The organism is Streptomyces sp. NPDC097129, assembly GCF_055668065.1.
In genome coordinates this window covers 106,983-125,423 of sequence record NZ_JBVOQE010000012.1, presented here as the reverse complement: position 1 = coordinate 125,423, position 18,441 = coordinate 106,983, and the positions used below count along the sequence as shown (strand labels likewise).

Sequence of the window (18,441 nt, the reverse complement as noted above, 5' to 3'; positions counted from 1 at the left end):
TCAGACTCCAGCGGGCGTACGGGTCTCGGCGTCGGTCAGGTCGGCGGGCGAGGCCAGGTGACCCAGGACCGCGGTCGCGGCCGCGACCTGCGGGGACACCAGGTGGGTGCGGCCGCCCTTGCCCTGCCGTCCCTCGAAGTTGCGGTTGGAGGTGGAGGCGGAGCGCTCACCGGGGGCGAGCTGGTCGGGGTTCATGCCCAGGCACATGGAGCAGCCCGCGTGCCGCCATTCGGCGCCGGCCTCCTTGAAGACCACGTCGAGGCCCTCGGAGACGGCCTGCAGACCCACCCTGGCCGAGCCCGGGACGACCAGCATCCGTACGCCGTCGGCGACTTTGCGGCCCCGCAGCAGGTCGGCGGCGGCGCGCAGGTCCTCGATGCGGCCGTTGGTGCAGGAACCTACGAAGACGGTGTCCACGTTGATGGAGCGCAGCGGCTGGCCGGCCTCCAACCCCATGTACTCCAGGGCCTTTTCGGCGGCGAAGCGCTCCGAAGGGTCTTCGTACGAAGCCGGGTCGGGGACGGACGCGGAAAGCGGCGCGCCCTGGCCCGGGTTGGTGCCCCAGGTGACGAACGGGGACAGCGCGGCGGCGTCGATGACGACCTCGGCGTCGAACTCGGCGTCGTCGTCCGTCCTCAGCGTCTTCCAGTACGCGACGGCGGCGTCCCAGTCGGCGCCCTCGGGGGCGTGCGGGCGCCCTTGGAGGTACGCGAAGGTGGTCTCGTCGGGGGCGATCATGCCCGCGCGGGCGCCGGCCTCGATCGACATGTTGCAGATGGTCATCCGGGCCTCCATCGAGAGCTTCTCGATGGCGGAGCCGCGGTACTCCAGGACGTAGCCCTGGCCGCCGCCGGTGCCGATCTTCGCGATGATCGCCAGGATCAGGTCCTTGGCGGTGACGCCGTCGGGCAGCTCGCCGTCGACCGTGATCGCCATGGTCTTCGGGCGGGCCATGGGCAGCGTCTGGGTGGCCAGCACGTGCTCGACCTGCGAGGTGCCGATGCCGAACGCCAGCGCGCCGAAGGCACCGTGCGTGGAGGTGTGGGAGTCACCGCAGACCACGGTGGTGCCCGGCTGGGTCAGACCCAGCTGCGGGCCGACGACGTGCACGACGCCCTGCTCCACGTCGCCCAGCGGGTGCAGGCGCACCCCGAAGTCGGCGCAGTTCTTGCGCAGCGTCTCCAGCTGGATGCGGGAGACCGGGTCGGCGATGGGCTTGTCGATGTCGAGGGTCGGGGTGTTGTGGTCCTCGGTCGCGATGGTCAGGTCGAGCCGGCGCACCCGGCGACCGCCCTTGCGGAGGCCGTCGAAGGCCTGCGGGCTGGTCACCTCGTGCAGCAGGTGCAGATCGATGAAGAGGAGGTCGGGCTCGCCCTCGGCGCGCCGGACGACGTGGTCGTCCCAGACCTTCCCCGCGAGTGTCCTACCCATCGCTTTCCCTCCGGCCGGCACACGTCCACCGGCCCAACTCGAGATCGTGAGGAGGCGTTGCCCGCGCCCCTGCGACCGGACATCCGCCACCAGGCCCGTCGAATCGCGGGCCGCTGTGCCTTCGTGACATCCAGAGTGGCGGGTTCCACGGAAAATTGAACTTGCGTTTCACAGAGTGAGACGCGAGTATCGTTGCATGGACAACAGTAGCGGCGTCGGCGTTCTGGACAAGGCGGCCCTCGTCCTGAGCGCTCTGGAGTCCGGTCCGGCCACCCTCGCGGGTCTGGTCGCGGCCACCGGACTGGCTCGACCCACGGCTCACCGCCTGGCCGTGGCACTGGAACACCACCGCATGGTGGCGCGTGACATGCAGGGACGTTTCATTCTCGGCCCTCGGCTGTCGGAACTGGCCGCCGCCGCGGGTGAGGACCGTCTCCTCGCCACCGCCGGCCCGGTGCTCACCCACCTGCGGGACGTCACGGGCGAGAGCGCGCAGCTCTATCGCCGCCAGGGTGACATGCGGATCTGCGTCGCCGCCGCGGAGCGCCTGTCCGGACTGCGGGACACGGTCCCGGTCGGCTCCACGCTCACGATGAAGGCGGGCTCGTCCGCGCAGGTCCTCATGGCCTGGGAGGAGCCCGAGCGCCTCCACCGCGGCCTGCAGGGCGCCCGCTTCACGGCGACGGCCCTGTCCGGCGTACGGCGCCGCGGCTGGGCCCAGTCGATCGGCGAGCGCGAGCCGGGCGTCGCGTCCGTCTCCGCGCCCGTACGCGGCCCCTCCAACCGCGTGGTGGCCGCCGTGTCCGTCTCCGGCCCCATCGAGCGCCTCACGCGCCACCCGGGCCGCATGCACGCCCAGGCGGTCATCGACGCCGCGGCCCGCCTCTCGGAGGCCCTGCGCCGCACGGGCTGAGGTCACACCCCGCACCAAGGGGCAGGGCCCGCCTCAACGCCGCGGCGGGCCCTGCCCCGTTTCTCACCCCGCACTCACTCCCCCGTCCCGGCCGGGACCTTCCGCGAACGGTGGGCGAACCGGTCCTTCGCGTACCGCCCGCGCGCAGCGACCGGCACCTGCCCGTGCGCGGCGGCCAGACCGAACGCCGGCATGTCGGCGTAGATCGACTCGTACGACCCCTCCGGCACGATGTACGCCTCGTGCCACAGCCCCACGTGCCCGCGGACCTTGCCGGCCTTCTCCAGACGGTTGATCGCCGCCCACACCGGGTGGTGCAGGGCGCCGGGGTCGTGCGCGTAGGCGTAGAGCTTCTCCCTGGACTCCCAGTACTGGACGACGTAGTACGTCCGCGGTGACGCCGTCAGCAGGACGTGCCCGAGCAGTCCCCGGCTGCGGTCCCGGCTCAGCTCGCGCAGCATGCGCGGCATCGCCAGGAACACCGGCAGCCACTGGTGCACCGCCCAGAAGTGGTTGATGCGCATCCCGATCAGCAGGACGACGACGTCGCCCTCCGTGTCCGCGGTGGTGCGCCCGGCGGTGATGTGCTTCCCGAACATCGAGCCCCCTCGTCGGTGAGCGACGCTATCCAACAGCGCCATGCTTGGATAGTGCCGTTATCCAAGAAGGGGCGCAAGAGATGCGGCTGGCGGAACTGAGCGAGCGCAGCGGGGTCTCCACCGCGACGATCAAGTACTACCTGCGCGAGGGGCTGCTGCCGCCCGGCCGGCAGATCAACACCACGACGGCGGAGTACGACGACGAGCATCTGCGCCGGCTGCGGCTGGTGCGCGCGATGATCCAGGTCGGCCGGTTGCCCGTGGCGACGGTCCGGGAGGTGCTGGGGCACGTCGACGACGACTCCCTGGGCCGCACGATCCGCCTGGGCGCCTCCCTGTGGGCGCTGCCGCAGGTGCCGGAGCCGGACGCGGACGACGAGCACGTGCAAGCCGCCCACCGGGAGGTCGCCGCGCTCCTGGACCGGCTCGGCTGGCGCAACGCCAAGCTGCTCGCGACCATCTCCCCGTCGTACCGCTCGCTGGTCGTGGCCGTGGCCGCGTTCCGCCGGCTCGGCTACGACTGGGGGGCCGAACAGCTCGCGCCGTACGCCGAGTTGATGCACCGCACCGCCGCCCTGGACCTGGACGCCATGGAGAGGTATCCGTCCGAGGCGGAGCGGGTGGAGTTCGCGGTCCTGGGGGCGATCCTGAACGAGCCGCTGCTGCAGGCGCTGCACCGGCTGGCCCAGGAGGAGGAGTCGTCGCGGCGCTACGGCTTCGAGTGACCGCGCACACCGAAGGCCGGGTACGCCGAAGGCCCTCCGCCGAAGCGAAGGGCCTTCTTCTGTACCCCCGACCGGATTCGAACCGGCGCTACCGCCTTGAGAGGGCGGCGTGCTAGGCCGCTACACAACGGGGGCCCTGGACGCTGCGTTTCCGCAGGTCCGAGCTGGTCTACCTGGACTCGAACCAAGACTAACTGAACCAGAATCAGTCGTGCTGCCAATTACACCATAGACCAATGATGGCTTAGACCAGTCAGTACCCCCGACCGGATTCGAACCGGCGCTACCGCCTTGAGAGGGCGGCGTGCTAGGCCGCTACACAACGGGGGCCCTAGCGATCCCGACAAGTTCGAGATCAGTACCCCCGACCGGATTCGAACCGGCGCTACTGCCTTGAGAGGGCAGCGTGCTAGGCCGCTACACAACGGGGGCTTTGCAGATGAGCTCTGCGAGCTGGCCTACCTGGACTCGAACCAAGACTAACTGAACCAGAATCAGTCGTGCTGCCAATTACACCATAGGCCACTGGAACTCAAGCCCCTGCGGGGTTCTCGTTCTAGTTCGCTCCCCCGGGTCCCGGCCTTTCGGCCCGCTCCCCGGCGGCGCAGGAAGAACATTACCTGAAGGTCGACCGGGCTCCAAAACGGGTATCCGCGCCGAGCACCGCCGGGAGTTCGGCGAGGCCGGAGATCCGGCGCGGGCCGTGCGGCGCATCACCGCCGGTGCGCGACCCGTCACGGTCGATCCACACCGACAGCAGGCCCGCCTCCGCCGCGCCGCGCCCGTCGATGTCCGGGTGGTCGCCGACGTAGGCCACCTCGTGCGGGGCCAGGCGCAGGGCGGTGCAGGCGGCGTGGAAGGCGGCGGCCTCGGGCTTGGACACGCCCAGCTCGGCCGCGCACAGGATGGTCTCGAAGCGGCCGTGGACGCCGAGGACGCGCAGCTTGCGGTCCTGGACGACGAGGCTGGAGTTGGACAGCACCGCGTGCCGGTAGCCGGCCGCGAGGGTGTCCAGGACGGGCAGGACGTCCGGGAAGAGGGCCCAGGCGGCCTCGTAGTGGCCGACGTAGCGGTGGAAGAAGCCGTCGGCCTCCGCGTCGCTCAGTACGGTGCCCAGGAACGTCCGCACGCGGTCGCGCCGCTGCGCCTCGAAGGTCAGCTCGCCCGCCGCGAAGCGCGCCCAGTGCAGTTCGGTGGCCTCCCGCCAGCGCGCGAGCGCCTGCTCCGCCGTACCGAAGTCCCCGAGCAGTCCCTCGGCGGCCAGGTGAGCGCGCATGCCGGCGCGGTCGGCGCTGGTGTAGTCGAAGAGGGTGTCGTCGACGTCCCAGACCACGGCTCGGATGCTCATGGCCCGACGGTAGCCAAACAGCGGGGGCGGTACCCGGGTGTTTCCCGGATACCGCCCCTGTGCGCGGACCTCACTCGGTCCGGGTGTGCCTTACGACGCCAGCTTCGCCAGCGCCGCGTCGATCCGGGCGAGGGACTTCTCCTTGCCCAGGACCTCCAGGGACTCGAAGAGCGGCAGGCCGACGGTACGGCCGGTGACGGCGACCCGGACCGGGGCCTGGGCCTTGCCGAGCTTGAGGCCGTGCGCCTCACCGGCGGCCAGGACGGCCTCCTTCAGCGACTCCGGGGACGTCCAGTCGGCCGCTTCCAGCTTCTCGCGGGCCGTGCGCAGCAGGGCGTCGGAGCCCTCCTTCATCGCCTTCGTCCACGACGCCTCGTCGACGACGGGCTCGGCGAGGAAGAGGAAGTCGACGTTGTCGGTGATCTCGGAGAGCACCTTCACGCGGGTCTGCGCGTGCGGGGCGACGGCCTGCCACTTGGCCTCGTCGAAGTCCTCCGGCGCCCAGGGGGCGACGGGGGCCTTCAGCCAGGGACGGCAGCGCTCGGTGAAGTCCTTCACATCCAGCAGGCGGATGTGGTCGGCGTTGATCGCCTCGCACTTCTTCAGGTCGAAGCGCGCCGGGTTGGGGTTCACGTCGGCGATGTCGAAGGCCGCGACCATCTCCTCGATCGAGAAGATGTCCTGGTCCGCGGAGAGCGACCAGCCCAGCAGGGAGAGGTAGTTGAGCAGGCCCTCGGGCAGGAAGCCCCGCTCGCGGTAGAGGTTCAGGCTGGACTGCGGGTCGCGCTTGGACAGCTTCTTGTTGCCCTCGCCCATCACGTACGGCAGGTGGCCGAAGGCGGGGGTTTCCTTGGCGATGCCCAGCTCGGTCAGCGCCTTGTACAGCGCGATCTGGCGCGGGGTGGAGGAGAGCAGGTCCTCGCCGCGCAGGACGTGGGTGATCTCCATCAGGGCGTCGTCGACCGGGTTGACCAGCGTGTACAGCGGGGCGCCGTTGGCGCGCACGATGCCGTAGTCCGGGACGTTCTCCGGGGTGAAGGTCAGCTCGCCGCGCACGAGGTCGGTGAAGGTGATCGTCTCGTCCGGCATACGGAAGCGGACGATCGGGGCGCGGCCCTCGGCCCGGTACTGCTCGACCTGCTCGGCGCTCAGGTCACGGCAGTGGCCGTCGTAGCCGGAGGGCTTGCCGGCGGCGCGGGCGGCCTCGCGGCGGGTGTCCAGCTCCTCCTGCGAGCAGTAGCAGTGGTAGGCGTGGCCGGCGTCCAGCAGCTTCTGCGCGACGTCCTTGTACAGGTCCATGCGCTGCGACTGGCGGTAGGGCGCGTGCGGGCCGCCGACCTCGGGGCCCTCGTCCCAGTCGAAGCCGAGCCAGCGCATCGCGTCGAGCAGCTGGTTGTAGGACTCCTCGGAGTCGCGGGCCGCGTCGGTGTCCTCGATGCGGAAGACCAGGGTGCCCTGGTGGTGCCGGGCGAACGCCCAGTTGAACAGGGCGGTGCGGACCAGGCCCACGTGCGGGTTACCGGTGGGCGAGGGACAGAAACGGACACGGACTGCTGATGCGCTAGCCACGCTTGACAACCTTGTTGGTGAGAGTGCCGATGCCTTCGATGGTGACGGCGACCTCGTCGCCGACGTTCAGGGGGCCGACCCCTGCCGGGGTGCCGGTGAGGATGACGTCGCCGGGCAGCAGCGTCATGGCCTCGGAGATGTTGACGATGAGATCCGCGATGGGGTGGATCATCTCGCTCGTGCGGCCCAGTTGGCGCTGTTCGCCGTTGACCGTGAGCTGGAGGGTCAGATCGGACGCGGCGTCGAGGCCGATGTCCGTCTCCACCCACGGGCCGAGCGGGCAGGCGCTGTCGAAGCCCTTGGCCCGGGCCCACTGCTTCTCACGCTTCTGCACGTCGCGTGCGGTGACGTCGTTGGCGCAGGTGTAGCCGAAGATCACGTCCGCCACGCGCTCGCGCGGGACCTCGCGGCACATACGGCCGATGACGACGGCCAGCTCGGCCTCGTGCTGGAGGTCCTCGGTGAACGGCGGGTACTGGATGGCGTCGCCGGGGCCGATCACCGAGGTGGACGGCTTGAGGAAGGCGAACGGGGCGTCCGGCACCTCGTTGCCCAGTTCACGGGCGTGCTCGGCGTAGTTGCGGCCGAAGGCGACGACCTTGTTGGGCAGCACGGGAGGCAGCAGCCGCACCTTGCTCAGCGGCACCTTGGTGCCGGAGAGCTCGAAGTCCGCGAACGGGATGCCCTTGATGATGTCGAGGACGAGCTCGTCCGGCTTGTCGCCTTCGACCGCGCCGAAGGCGACGTTCCCGTCGATGGAGAACCTGGCGATGCGCACGGGATCCTTGCGCCCCTTAACTTGTCACTGAGCTGGCTGGAGTCTGACGCTCCAGGCTAACGCGGTGACCATGGCGAAGGGCGCCCGCTCGGTGCGGGCGCCCCTCAGAATTCCGGTTCGGCTGTGCGCTCAGTGCGCGGCGGTCGCCGGGGCCTCCATGAGGACCGTGCGTCGCGGGTTGGCGGTCTGCGCCGGCAGGTCGATGGAGTGCTCCGGCTGCTCGGGGATCTGCAGTTCGTCGGCGCCGTCCAGGTGCGCCAGCGTCGTGCGCCGAGGGTTGGCAAGCGGGCGGAACATCATCGTCGTCTTCACGGTTAACAAGACCTGTTCGTCTCGGGGCGCTGGGAGGGGGCCAAAGCTACCCCACGCGCGCGCGGATTGTCAGAACGTCACCTCTTGTCAAGCACGAGTCCAAATCTGCGCATTCCCGTCGAAGGCGTGAAGACCACATGATCCGCGTGTGAGTTTGCTCACGAATCACCGCCCAAACCGGTCAATTCCGACCCGTGGATCACCGCAACGAAACGGACATTGGGTCCCTGAAGCCATCATTCCGCTCCTGATCATGGCGACTGGGACACCGGTCGCACTCCGCCGACTCGCTCGGATACGCCCGATTCGTACGGGATCACTTTCCACGCCTGGTAACCCGCCCCTCACAAGCTGTCACGGTGGTCACACAACGACCCACGAACCTTGTTGGAGATCCTGCACTGTGCTGGAATGCCACGGACCGCCGCAGGATCGAGCCGGCGCACAGGGGGCGCGAATGCGACGTCGCTCCCGACAAGGTGAGCGGCGAGAGGGGGAGTCCAGCGCCGGTCACTCACGACCACCCGGGAGACGTATTCAGGGCGATCTCCCAAGACGCCGACACCGTTTCTCCGTATCTGCGGAGGGACGCCTGGTCCAGAGGTTGCGACGCTAGTGCAGGGACGTTTCAAGAGGGATGGCAGCGCTTCGGCGGAGCCGGAGCCGCACGGCGGGACTGGCCCGATGGCCGGCAGCTCCTCGCCCCAGCACGCCCAGAAGCCGGGCCAGGCGGCCCCCGCCGGTGACGGCGGTGAGCGCCCCGGGCGTCCGGGTGTGACCGGGTCGGCCCCCACCCCCGCCACGCCCAAGGTCAAGCCGCAGGGCCCCTCCGGCCCCGGCACGCGAATAGCCCTGCGCAACTGGCGCATCTCCACCCGGCTCGTGTCGCTGCTCGCGCTCCCCGTGGTCGCCGCGACCACCCTGGGCGCCCTGCGCATCAGCGAGTCGATGGACAACATCCAGCAGCTCGAGAACATGAAGCTGCTGACCGAGATGACCAAGCAGGCCACCGAGCTCGCCGCGGCGCTCCAGGAGGAGCGCGACGAGTCCGCCGGTCCGCTGGCGCACGGTTCCAAGGCCGAGGACCCCACCGTCAAGGGGCTGCGGGACAAGACCGACCGCGCCAAGGACAACTTCATCGACGCCTCGGAGCAGGTCGAGGACGGCAACCTGCAGGGTGTCCGCGAGAGCGTCGTCGCCATCGCCCGTGACCTGAACACCCTCGGCAAGATCCGCCACGACGCCTACACGGCCGACGGCAACTCCTCCCAGACGGTCGAGGCGTACCACCGGCTGATCACCCACCTGCTGGACCTGTCGCAGGACATGGCCGAGGCCACCAGCAACCCGGAGATGATCCAGCGCACCCGCGCGCTGGCCGCGTTCTCCTCCGCCAAGGAGTACGCCTCCATGCAGCGCGCGGTCATCGCGGCCGCCCTGCCCGTCAGCAACACCACGTACGGCGACCTCTCGGAGAACGACCGCAACTACGCCGAGTCGGCGACCGAGGGCCAGAAGTCGGAGCTGAGCACGTTCCGCAGCATCTACGGCGACAAGAACGCCGAGGAGCTGCTCAAGCCCATCCAAGAGGGCAACCCGATCATCGAGGACGCCGACACCTACGCGAGCCGCGCGGTCCAGGACGTCGGTGGTCTGAAGAAGCTGGACAAGCGGTCGTACAAGGACTGGCTGGACGACAGCGGCACCAAGCTCCAGCAGATGTCGAACATCGAGCTGACCCTGCTCAGCGAGATGGAGCAGAAGGCCCGCGAGCTGCGCAGCGACTCCGAGCGCGAGGCGATCATCTCCGGTGCGCTGATCCTGCTGGTCCTCGGTGTGTCGCTGGTCGGCGCCTTCGTCGTGGCCCGCTCCATGATCCGCTCGCTGCGCCGGCTCCAGGAGACCGCGACCAGGGTCGCCCAGGACCGTCTGCCGGAGCTGGTCAAGCAGCTGTCGGAGTCCGACCCGCAGGACGTGGACACCTCCGTGGAGTCCGTCGGTGTGCACTCCCGGGACGAGATCGGCCAGGTGGCCGCGGCCTTCGACGACGTGCACCGCGAGGCGGTCCGCCTCGCCGCCGAGCAGGCCCTGCTGCGGGGCAACGTCAACGCGATGTTCACCAACCTCTCGCGCCGCTCCCAGGGTCTGATCCAGCGCCAGCTGTCGCTGATCTCCGAGCTGGAGTCCCGCGAGGCCGACCCGGACCAGCTGTCCTCGCTGTTCAAGCTCGACCACCTCGCCACCCGTATGCGCCGTAACGGTGAGAACCTCCTCGTCCTCGCCGGTGAGGAGCCGGGCCGCCGCTGGACCCGCCCGGTCCCGCTGGTCGACGTGTTGCGTGCCGCCGCGTCCGAGGTGGAGCAGTACGAGCGCATCGAGCTGGCCTCCGTGCCGACCACCGAGGTCGCCGGCCGGGTCGTCAACGACCTCGTGCACCTGCTCGCCGAGCTGCTGGAGAACGCCACCTCGTTCTCCTCCCCGCAGACCAAGGTCAAGGTCACCGGTCACGCGCTGCCCGACGGCCGCGTGCTGATCGAGATCCACGACACCGGCATCGGCCTCTCCCCCGAGGACCTCGCCGCGATCAACGAGCGGCTCGCCTCGCCGCCCACCGTGGACGTCTCCGTCTCCCGCCGCATGGGTCTGTTCGTGGTCGGCCGCCTCTCGCAGCGTCACGGCATCCGCATCCAGCTGCGCCCGTCCGACTCCGGCGGTACGACCGCGCTGGTCATGCTGCCGGTCGACGTGGCGCAGGGCGGCAAGAAGCCGCAGCCGCCGAAGCCCGGCCAGGGTTCCACCGGCGGTCCCGCCGCCGCGCAGGCCGCCGCCGGTGCGGCCGCCGCACGCCGCCAGGCCACCGGGCAGAACGGCGGCGGCCAGGGTGGAGGCGCCTTCGGCGCCTCGCCGTCCGCGGGCGCCCCGGGTGCCGGCAACGGCGGTCTGCTGGGCGCCGGCCAGGGGCCGCGCGCCGCGCTGCCCGGCCGCGACGGCTCCCGCCCGGGTGCGCCGTCCGCTCCCCGCGGTCCGCAGCCGCAGGGCGGCCCGCAGCAGGGCCGGCCCGCGCCGGCCGGCACGGGCGCTCCCTTCGGACAGCCCGCCTCGCCGCAGGGTCTGCAGCCCGCGGGTCCGGGTGCGCCCGGCCAGGACCCCTTCGGTCCTGCGCGCGGCCCGGCCCCGGCGCAGCGCCCCGCCGACGACGCGGGCGCGGGCGCGGAGAAGGGCGGCCGGCGTCGCCGTCCGCAGCTGCCGGCCCGCGGCGGTGCCCGGGCCGAGCTGCCCGGCAGCGCCCCGCAGCAGCCGCGTACGCCGAGCTGGAGCGACCAGAGCGCCGAGCCGCCGGCCTCACGTGCCTCGCTGGACACCCCGCGCGGTCACGAGGAGCCGGAGGCCGCGCAGACCTCGCGGATGCCCCGGATCGACGACCGTCAGGGTCCCGGCGCGACCGCCGAGTTCCCGGCGGTGGGCCGCGGCGACGACACGCAGGGCAGGGCCGGCACCTCCGAGTTCTCCGGTCCGGACTTCGGCGCGCCGCGCCCGAGCGCCGGCCAGGGCGACGACCCGTTCGTCCGCTCCGACATCTTCGGCGCCCCCGGCGGCCGTGACTCCGGGCCCGCCACGGGCCGGTTCCCGGCCCCGCAGGCGTACGACGACGGCTCCACCGGCCAGTTCCCGGCACCGCAGCGCGATGGTTCCACCGGCCAGTTCCCGGCGCCGCAGCACGACGGGTCCCCCACGGGCCGGCATGCGCTTCCCGCGCGGCCGGAGCCCGCGGCCGGCGACCCGTTCGCGCAGCCGCAGACCGGTGGCTACGGCTACCCGCAGCCCCAGGCCCCGCAGCAGCGCCCGGCGCAGCAGCAGGCGCCGCAGCAGGCCCCGCAGCAGCGGCCCGTCCGGCGTGAGCCGGAGGCGCTGCCGCCGGCCAGCGGTCCGGGTGACGGCCGTACCCCGCTGTACGACACGCTGGAGACCAACTGGTTCCGCGGCGCCCGTGAGGACGAGCAGCAGCAGAGCGGCGCTCCGGCCCCGCAGCAGCAGCCGCAGCAGGCGCCGGCTCCGGCCGCGCCGCAGCAGCAGCCGCCGGCCCAGAGCGGCTGGCGCAGCTCGCCGAACGACGATCTCGTCCGGCAGGCGGAGCGGGTGCGTCAGCCCGCCTCGGGTGGGGTCACCACCTCCGGTCTGCCGCGCCGCGTGCCCCGGGCGAACCTCGTGCCGGGCACGGCTCAGCAACAGCAGCACCAGTCCGGTCCGCAGGTCTCGCGTGCGCCACAAGACGTACGCGGCCGGCTGACCAATCTTCGTCGGGGCATCGCTCAGGGCCGTCAGGCCGGCAGCGGCCAGACCGGCAGCTTCCCGAGCCCCACTCACCAGCAGGAGCGTTAGTTGAGCCAGATGAGCCAGGCGGCACAGAACCTCAACTGGTTGATCACCAACTTCGTGGACAACACCCCAGGGGTGTCCCACACCGTCGTCGTGTCCGCCGACGGTCTGCTGCTGGCGATGTCCGAGGGCTTCCCGCGCGACCGTGCCGACCAGCTGGCGGCCGTCGCGTCGGGTCTCACCTCGCTGACGGCCGGTGCCTCGCGGATCTTCGAGGGCGGCACCGTGGCACAGACGGTCGTCGAGATGGAACGGGGATTTCTGTTCCTCATGTCCGTCTCGGACGGCTCGTCGCTGGCCGTGCTCGCGCACCCCGAGTGCGACATCGGCCTCGTCGGCTACGAGATGGCGCTCCTCGTGGACCGCGCGGGCGCGGTGCTCACGCCCGACCTGCGTGCCGAGCTCCAGGGAAGTCTGCTCCACTGACCGGCCCGTGATCCATACGCGTCACCGAAAAACCGTCCGGCCGCCACAATCCCCCCACCGGCCCCGTCCGACGGCCAGCCCGACCGACTTGCTGTCTCGCCCGGAGGATTCATGACCCCGCCCACCGCCCATCATGATCCGTACGCAGGGTCGTACGAGGAAGAGGGCGACCAGCCGCTGGTCAGGCCGTACGCCATGACCGGCGGCCGGACCCGGCCGCGCTACCAGCTCGCCATCGAGGCGCTGATCAGCACCACGGCCGACCCGGCTGCGCTCATGGGGTTGCTCCCGGAGCACCAGCGCATCTGCCATCTGTGCCGTGAGGTGAAGTCGGTCGCGGAGGTCTCCGCGCTGCTCAACATGCCGCTGGGCGTGGCCCGCATTCTGGTCGCGGACCTCGCCGAGGCCGGTCTCGTCGCGATCCACCAGCCGGGCGGCGACGAGGCCACCGGTGCTCCGGACGTGACGCTGCTCGAAAGGGTGCTCAGTGGACTTCGCAAGCTCTAGCGGTCAGGCGACGACCGCGCGCTCGACCACCTCGGCGAAGATCGTGGTGGCGGGCGGCTTCGGCGTGGGCAAGACCACGTTCGTCGGCGCCGTCTCGGAGATCAACCCGCTGCGCACGGAGGCCGTGATGACGTCCGCGTCCGCGGGCATCGACGACCTCACCCACACCGGAGACAAGACCACCACCACGGTGGCCATGGACTTCGGCCGCATCACCCTCGACCAGGACCTGATCCTCTACCTCTTCGGTACGCCGGGCCAGGACCGCTTCTGGTTCATGTGGGACGACCTCGTGCGCGGCGCGATCGGCGCGGTGGTACTCGTCGACACCCGGCGCCTGGCCGACTGCTTCCCCGCCGTCGACTACTTCGAGAACAGCGGCCTGCCCTTCGTCGTCGCCCTCAACGGCTTCGACGGACAGCAGCCCTACCAGCCGGAAGAGGTCCGCGAGGCCCTCCAGATCGGTCCCGACACCCCGATCATCACGACGGACGCACGGCACCGCGCCGACGCCAAGTCCGCCCTGATCACGCTGGTGGAACACGCGCTGATGGCACGGCTGCGCTAGCGCCGGCGCCGGGGCGGCGCCGGCCCGACGCTCAAGTCGGAAGAGCGTCACGGCAGTTGTCGTAGGGCTCGACGGAGCCGGCTGTGGCCTTTGACACGGCCGGCTCCGGTGTTCATAACAGTTCGGCAGAGGAATCGTGGAGAACCGCCACGCGTCGCGGTCGACCGGTGTCGCTGCGCGCACGAACGCCCCGTCTTTTGACGGGGCTCGCTCTTTATGACCGTTTTATGCGGGGCTTACATCACCTCGAGCTCGCGCATTCCGCTGTTTGGAAGAGCGCAGGTCGTCGTGCTGGAATGCCTGAACTGCCCAATAGTCAAAGACGTACTGGTAGGCGTACCGGGAGTCGTTGGCCGACCGGGCACGGACACACTGCGGCACGACGAAGGTGCCGACCGCCGAGAGGTTGTTGGTCGAGTGAGGCGAAGCAAGAACAGTCCCGAGCCGGCGGCGCGGGGCAACTTCACCCCGCCGCCGCGCACAGCGGCGCCCGCCCCTGTGCCCGGTTCGGAACCGTCGGCGGCGCCGGCCCCGAGCGGCGGCCGCTTCTCCCCCCGCAACTGGCGGGTGCCGACCCGGCTGAACGCGATCCTGCTCATACCCGTGCTCGTCGGCCTCGTCATGGGCGGCTTCCAGGTCAAGAGCTCGATCGACACCTGGCAGAACGCGGAGGACGCGGAGAACGTCGCGCTCCTGGTGCGCGCCGCCGAGGACTACGGCCAGGCCCTGCTCGACGAGCGCGACCTCACCGCGCCCGACCTGCTCCAGGGCAAGGGCGAGACGGCCGAGGTCAAGCAGCTGCGCGCCGCCACCGACTCCGCCAAGGGGAAGTTCGACGAGGCGGCGAAGAACCTGCCGCACACGGCCGCCCTCGACCGCCGTATGCAGCTGTTCCGGTCCAACGAGAACAAGCTGACCGCGCTGCGCCAGGCCGCCTTCACCAAGGTGATGGACCCGGTGAAGACGGAAGAGGGCTACGTCCTCGTCCAGCACTCCCTGATGGAGTTCGCCAACGAGCTGAGCCTCGGCACCGGCAACGTCACCTCCTACGGCCGTACCGTCTACGCGGTCTCCCTCGCCAAGGCGGCGACCTCGCTGCAGCGCGCGATCGGCGTGCACCTGCTGATCCGGCCCGCCGAGAAGCAGAGCGTGGCCGCGCAGCAGCGCGTCTCCCTCGCCACGTACCGCTATCTCGAGGGCATCGCCGTCAACGAGTTCGTCTCCGGCGCCACCCAGGCCGACGTCGACCGTCTCGACCAGGTCATGGCGCAGCAGCGCCAGAAGGTCGGTGACCGGGGCGCCGCCGTCAACGCCGGTGACAGCAGCTCCACGCAGGGCGGCGCCTACACCGCCATGCCCGTCGCGGACAAGATGCTCCAGGGCATCGCCGCCGGCACCTTCAGCTCCGAGGAGCTGGCCGCCAAGGGAGTGACGCCGCAGACCTGGATGGGCGCCTCCACCGCGAAGTTCGAGGGCTACCGCCAGGTCGAGACCGAACTGGTCGACAAGGCCGTGGCCGACGCGCAGACCATCGCCGACAACGCCAAGCAGGACGCCATCGTCACCGGCGCCATCGTGGTGGTCGCGCTGCTGCTCGCCTTCATCCTGGCCGGTGCCGTGGCCCGCCAGATGAGCCGCGCCATGCGCCAGCTGCGCAACGCCGCCTTCTCCATCGCCGAGCAGCGCCTGCCGATGCTGGTCGACCAGCTCTCGCGCACCGACCCCGGCCGGGTCGACACCCGGGTCGCCCCGATCCCGATCACCACCACCGACGAGATCGGCGAGGTCGCCCGCGCCTTCGACCAGGTGCACCGCGAAGCGGTCCGGCTCGCCTCCGAGCAGGCCCTGCTGCGGGGCAACATCAACGCGATCTTCACCAACCTCTCGCGCCGCAACCAGTCGCTGATCGAGGGCCAGCTGACCCTGATCACCGACCTGGAGAACAACGAGGCCGACCCGGACCAGCTGGAGAACCTCTTCCGGCTGGACCACCTCGCCACCCGTATGCGCCGCAACGGCGAGAACCTGCTGGTCCTCGCCGGCGAGGAGCCCGGCCGCCGCTGGGACCAGCCGGTGCCGCTGGTCGACGTGCTGCGCGCCGCCTCCTCCGAGGTGGAGCAGTACGAGCGCATCGAGCTGCAGGGCGTCCCGGAGGCCGAGATCCACGGCCGCGCCGTGACCGACCTCGTCCACCTGCTGGCCGAGCTGCTGGAGAACGCCACCACGTTCTCCTCGCCGCAGACCAAGGTCCGGGTCACCGCGACCCGTCTCCCGGACGGCCGCGTGATGATCGAGATCCACGACAAGGGCATCGGTCTGACGGCCGAGGACTTCGCGGACATCAACCACAAGCTGGCCAACCCGCCGACCGTGGACGTCGCGATCTCGCAGCGCATGGGCCTGTTCGTGGTCGGCCGGCTGTCCGACCGGCACGGCATCCGGGTCCAGCTGCGCCCCTCGGGTGAGCAGGCCGGCACCACCTCGCTGGTCATGCTGCCGGACGCGATCACCCACGGCGGTGGCGGCGAACAGCACGTCCAGCGCGACGAGTTCACCGTTTCGCAGATCATCCCGGAGCAGAACTTCCCGGGTGAGAACTTCAACCAGCCGATGCGGACGGCCGCCGAGCTGGGCTTCGACGACAGCCGTTACACCGAGGTCCCCGACGACCTGCGGGACCTGGACCCGGTGGGCCGCTCGCTGATGCGCGAGGAGCGCCGCGCGGCCCTGGAAGCCCAGTCGAACGACCAGCCGCAGGAGCAGGGCCACGAGCAGGGCGGGTACGCCGACGACTTCGGCTCCCCCGCCCAGCAGCAGCCCGCCTACGACGCCCACCGGGGCGGCTACCCCGAGCAGGGCTCCGGGTACGACCAGCACACGGCGTACGAGGAGCACCGCGGCGGCTACGACGGGCAGCAGGCGCCGTCGTACGAGGACTCCTCCTACGGGCAGAACGGCCACGTACCGCGCAACGACGGTTTCCAGAACGCCGGCGGCTACCCCGAGCGCTCGTATGCGGAGCCCGCGCAGGAGGAGTCCGCGCCGGCGCACGCCGTCGCACCGGAGAACCTCTCGGGCTTCGACCAGCCCTCCTACCAGGACGACTGGCCCCAGAACAACGGCTACCAGAACGGCTACGGGTCCCAGTACGCTGCGGACGCACCGGAAGCGGAATCGCAGCGGACCGCTGACGCGAGTCAGCAGGACCGCGTAGGCTTCGACCGTCCGGGACCGGCCACTTCCGCCGTCCACGCGCTGACCGACGCCGGGCTGCCTCGCCGCGGATCCCACGCGAGCGGTTCGAACGGCGCCGCGCAGCGCGGGAACCAGGAGGCGCCGGCGCCCGCCCCGGAGAACAACGGCGACAATGGCAGCTGGCGGTCGGCGAACGACGACCGGTGGCAGCAGGCCGCACAGCTCCGGAAGCCCAAGGCAGGCGGAGTGACATCCTCCGGTCTGCCGCGGCGGATTCCCAAGGCCAACCTGGTCGAAGGCGCCGCCGAAACCACCCCCCAGGGGGGCCCACAGGTCTCCCGCGCCCCGGAGGACGTCCGGGGCAGGCTGAGCAACCTGCGCCGGGGCGTCCAGCGTGGACGCGACGCGAGCGCAGGCAGTGAAACGAACGGCCAGGGCTTCGGTCCTGACAGCACCTACAACCAGGAGCGTTAGTGTGAGCCCGATGAGCCAGGCGGCACAGAACCTGAACTGGTTGATCACCAACTTCGTGGACAACACCCCGGGGGTGTCCCACACGGTGGTGGTCTCCGCCGACGGACTCCTTCTGGCGATGTCCGAAGGCTTCCCCCGCGACCGCGCCGACCAGCTCGCGGCCGTCGCCTCCGGTCTGACCTCGCTGACCGCCGGTGCCTCCCGCATCTTCGAGGGCGGAAGCGTGAACCAGACGGTTGTGGAGATGGAGCGGGGATTCCTGTTCATCATGTCCATTTCCGACGGTTCCTCGCTCGCGGTGCTGGCGCACCCGGAGGCGGACATCGGTCTCATCGGGTACGAAATGGCCCTTCTGGTGGACCGGGCCGGTACTGTCCTGACGCCGGATCTGCGGGCTGAGCTCCAGGGCAGCCTGCTCAACTGACAGGGGGACGGTGCGTATTGGCGTCCCGGGGCCGTAAGGTTTCGGGACGCGGGCTTCCACGTGGTGGGATGCCAGACACGCTCGGAGGAGGAGAGAAAGTGGCAACACCCCCAGGCGGTTCGTCTTCGGGCAACTGGTCGTACGGCCCTGGCCAGGGCCACGGCGACGGTTCCGCGAACCCGTACGCCTACCCCTCCGCCCCGAGCCACCGGCAGCCGTACATGCCGCAGGGCCCCGGCCCTTCGCCGTACGACCAGCCGCCCGCCCCGCGTATCCAGCCCGTGCAGCCGCAGCGTCGCACCCCCGAGCCGGCGCCCGCCGGGGCGTCGAACAATCCGTTGGTGCGTCCGTACGCCATGACCGGCGGCCGGACGCGTCCCCGCTACCAGCTCGCCATCGAGGCGCTGGTGCACACCACCGCTGCTCCGCACCAGATGCAGGGCCAGCTGCCCGAGCATCAGCGGATCTGCAACCTGTGCCGCGAGATCAAGTCGGTGGCCGAGATCTCGGCCCTGCTGACGATCCCGCTCGGCGTGGCCAGGATCCTCGTCGCCGACTTGGCGGAGGCGGGACTGGTCGCCATCCATCAGCCCGGCGGCGACGAGAACGCCGGCGGCCAGCCAGACGTGACACTGCTCGAAAGGGTGCTCAGTGGACTTCGCAAGCTCTAGCGGCGGTCCTTCCCGCTCCACCACCTCCGCGAAGATCGTGGTGGCGGGCGGCTTCGGCGTGGGCAAGACCACGTTCGTCGGCGCCGTCTCGGAGATCAACCCGCTGCGCACGGAGGCCGTGATG

15 protein-coding genes, 5 tRNA genes and 1 pseudogene are annotated in these 18,441 nt (G+C 70.7%); 10 read left to right on the top strand and 11 right to left on the bottom strand.

From position 1 onward, the window contains the following. Window positions 1–1,431, bottom strand: a complete 1,431-nt coding sequence (gene leuC, locus AC0B9F_RS30280; protein ID WP_472007891.1) for a 3-isopropylmalate dehydratase large subunit — start codon at window positions 1,429–1,431, stop codon at window positions 1–3. Between the two features lie 196 nt (window positions 1,432–1,627). Between leuC and ndgR the strand changes: the two genes are divergently transcribed. Continuing rightward, on the top strand, window positions 1,628–2,344 hold the full coding sequence (gene ndgR / locus AC0B9F_RS30275) for an IclR family transcriptional regulator NdgR (RefSeq protein WP_361384174.1): 717 nt from the start codon (window positions 1,628–1,630) through the stop codon (window positions 2,342–2,344). Window positions 2,345–2,418: 74 nt separating this feature from the next. On the opposite strand, the gene AC0B9F_RS30270 is transcribed toward ndgR, so the two are convergent. Further along, complete coding sequence (locus AC0B9F_RS30270; RefSeq protein WP_472007889.1) at window positions 2,419–2,943, bottom strand: DUF4188 domain-containing protein; 525 nt, start codon at window positions 2,941–2,943, stop codon at window positions 2,419–2,421. An 80-nt stretch (window positions 2,944–3,023) separates the two neighbouring features. Here AC0B9F_RS30270 and AC0B9F_RS30265 point away from each other — a divergent pair, with 80 nt between their 5' ends. Further along, window positions 3,024–3,668, top strand: coding sequence for a MerR family transcriptional regulator (locus AC0B9F_RS30265; protein ID WP_472007888.1), 645 nt, complete (start codon window positions 3,024–3,026; stop codon window positions 3,666–3,668). 62 nt (window positions 3,669–3,730) lie between these two features. Here AC0B9F_RS30265 and AC0B9F_RS30260 read toward each other — a convergent pair. From AC0B9F_RS30260 to AC0B9F_RS30220, 9 genes are all read right to left on the bottom strand, one after another. Further along, window positions 3,731–3,803 (bottom strand) — tRNA-Glu (locus AC0B9F_RS30260). Window positions 3,804–3,832: 29 nt separating this feature from the next. Next, a tRNA-Gln gene (locus AC0B9F_RS30255) sits at window positions 3,833–3,904 on the bottom strand. Window positions 3,905–3,925: 21 nt separating this feature from the next. After that, a tRNA-Glu gene (locus tag AC0B9F_RS30250) sits at window positions 3,926–3,998 on the bottom strand. Between the two features lie 29 nt (window positions 3,999–4,027). Continuing rightward, window positions 4,028–4,100 (bottom strand) — tRNA-Glu (locus AC0B9F_RS30245). A 21-nt stretch (window positions 4,101–4,121) separates the two neighbouring features. After that, window positions 4,122–4,193: transfer RNA gene (locus AC0B9F_RS30240), tRNA-Gln, on the bottom strand. A gap of 91 nt (window positions 4,194–4,284) precedes the next feature. Further along, complete coding sequence (locus AC0B9F_RS30235; RefSeq protein WP_472007887.1) at window positions 4,285–5,016, bottom strand: HAD family hydrolase; 732 nt, start codon at window positions 5,014–5,016, stop codon at window positions 4,285–4,287. Between the two features lie 90 nt (window positions 5,017–5,106). Further along, window positions 5,107–6,594 carry a glutamate--tRNA ligase gene (gltX, locus tag AC0B9F_RS30230; RefSeq protein ID WP_472007886.1) on the bottom strand — a complete coding sequence of 496 codons (1,488 nt, stop codon included), beginning with the start codon at window positions 6,592–6,594 and terminating at the stop codon, window positions 5,107–5,109. Next, window positions 6,578–7,363, bottom strand: a complete 786-nt coding sequence (locus tag AC0B9F_RS30225; RefSeq protein WP_472007885.1) for a fumarylacetoacetate hydrolase family protein — start codon at window positions 7,361–7,363, stop codon at window positions 6,578–6,580. Before AC0B9F_RS30225 ends, gltX begins: the two co-directional genes overlap by 17 nt. A gap of 129 nt (window positions 7,364–7,492) precedes the next feature. Then, window positions 7,493–7,675, bottom strand: coding sequence for a hypothetical protein (locus AC0B9F_RS30220; protein WP_472007884.1), 183 nt, complete (start codon window positions 7,673–7,675; stop codon window positions 7,493–7,495). Window positions 7,676–8,290: 615 nt separating this feature from the next. Between AC0B9F_RS30220 and AC0B9F_RS30215 the strand changes: the two genes are divergently transcribed. The 8 genes and pseudogenes from AC0B9F_RS30215 to AC0B9F_RS30180 all read left to right on the top strand — a co-directional run. After that, the gene (locus AC0B9F_RS30215) at window positions 8,291–12,055 is read left to right on the top strand and encodes a sensor histidine kinase (RefSeq protein WP_472007883.1); all 3,765 of its coding nucleotides are present in this window, start codon (window positions 8,291–8,293) and stop codon (window positions 12,053–12,055) included. Window positions 12,056–12,064: 9 nt separating this feature from the next. Beyond that, complete coding sequence (locus AC0B9F_RS30210; RefSeq protein ID WP_023546525.1) at window positions 12,065–12,478, top strand: roadblock/LC7 domain-containing protein; 414 nt, start codon at window positions 12,065–12,067, stop codon at window positions 12,476–12,478. A 111-nt stretch (window positions 12,479–12,589) separates the two neighbouring features. Further along, on the top strand, window positions 12,590–12,985 hold the full coding sequence (locus AC0B9F_RS30205) for a DUF742 domain-containing protein (protein ID WP_361627748.1): 396 nt from the start codon (window positions 12,590–12,592) through the stop codon (window positions 12,983–12,985). Continuing rightward, a complete protein-coding gene (locus AC0B9F_RS30200) occupies window positions 12,966–13,553 on the top strand; it encodes a GTP-binding protein (protein WP_469816281.1) in 588 nt (195 codons plus the stop codon). The genes AC0B9F_RS30205 and AC0B9F_RS30200 overlap by 20 nt, the downstream gene beginning before the upstream one ends. Window positions 13,554–13,970: 417 nt before the next feature. Continuing rightward, window positions 13,971–17,222 (top strand): sensor histidine kinase, encoded by a 3,252-nt coding sequence (locus AC0B9F_RS30195; RefSeq protein WP_472007881.1) that lies wholly within the window; start codon window positions 13,971–13,973, stop codon window positions 17,220–17,222. Between the two features lie 10 nt (window positions 17,223–17,232). Next, window positions 17,233–17,646, top strand: coding sequence for a roadblock/LC7 domain-containing protein (locus AC0B9F_RS30190; RefSeq protein ID WP_004983065.1), 414 nt, complete (start codon window positions 17,233–17,235; stop codon window positions 17,644–17,646). A 98-nt stretch (window positions 17,647–17,744) separates the two neighbouring features. Then, window positions 17,745–18,317, top strand: a complete 573-nt coding sequence (locus tag AC0B9F_RS30185) for a DUF742 domain-containing protein (RefSeq protein ID WP_103781643.1) — start codon at window positions 17,745–17,747, stop codon at window positions 18,315–18,317. Next, window positions 18,298–18,441: pseudogene (locus AC0B9F_RS30180) on the top strand (ATP-binding protein); the annotation flags it as partial. The gene AC0B9F_RS30185 and the pseudogene AC0B9F_RS30180, both read left to right, overlap by 20 nt.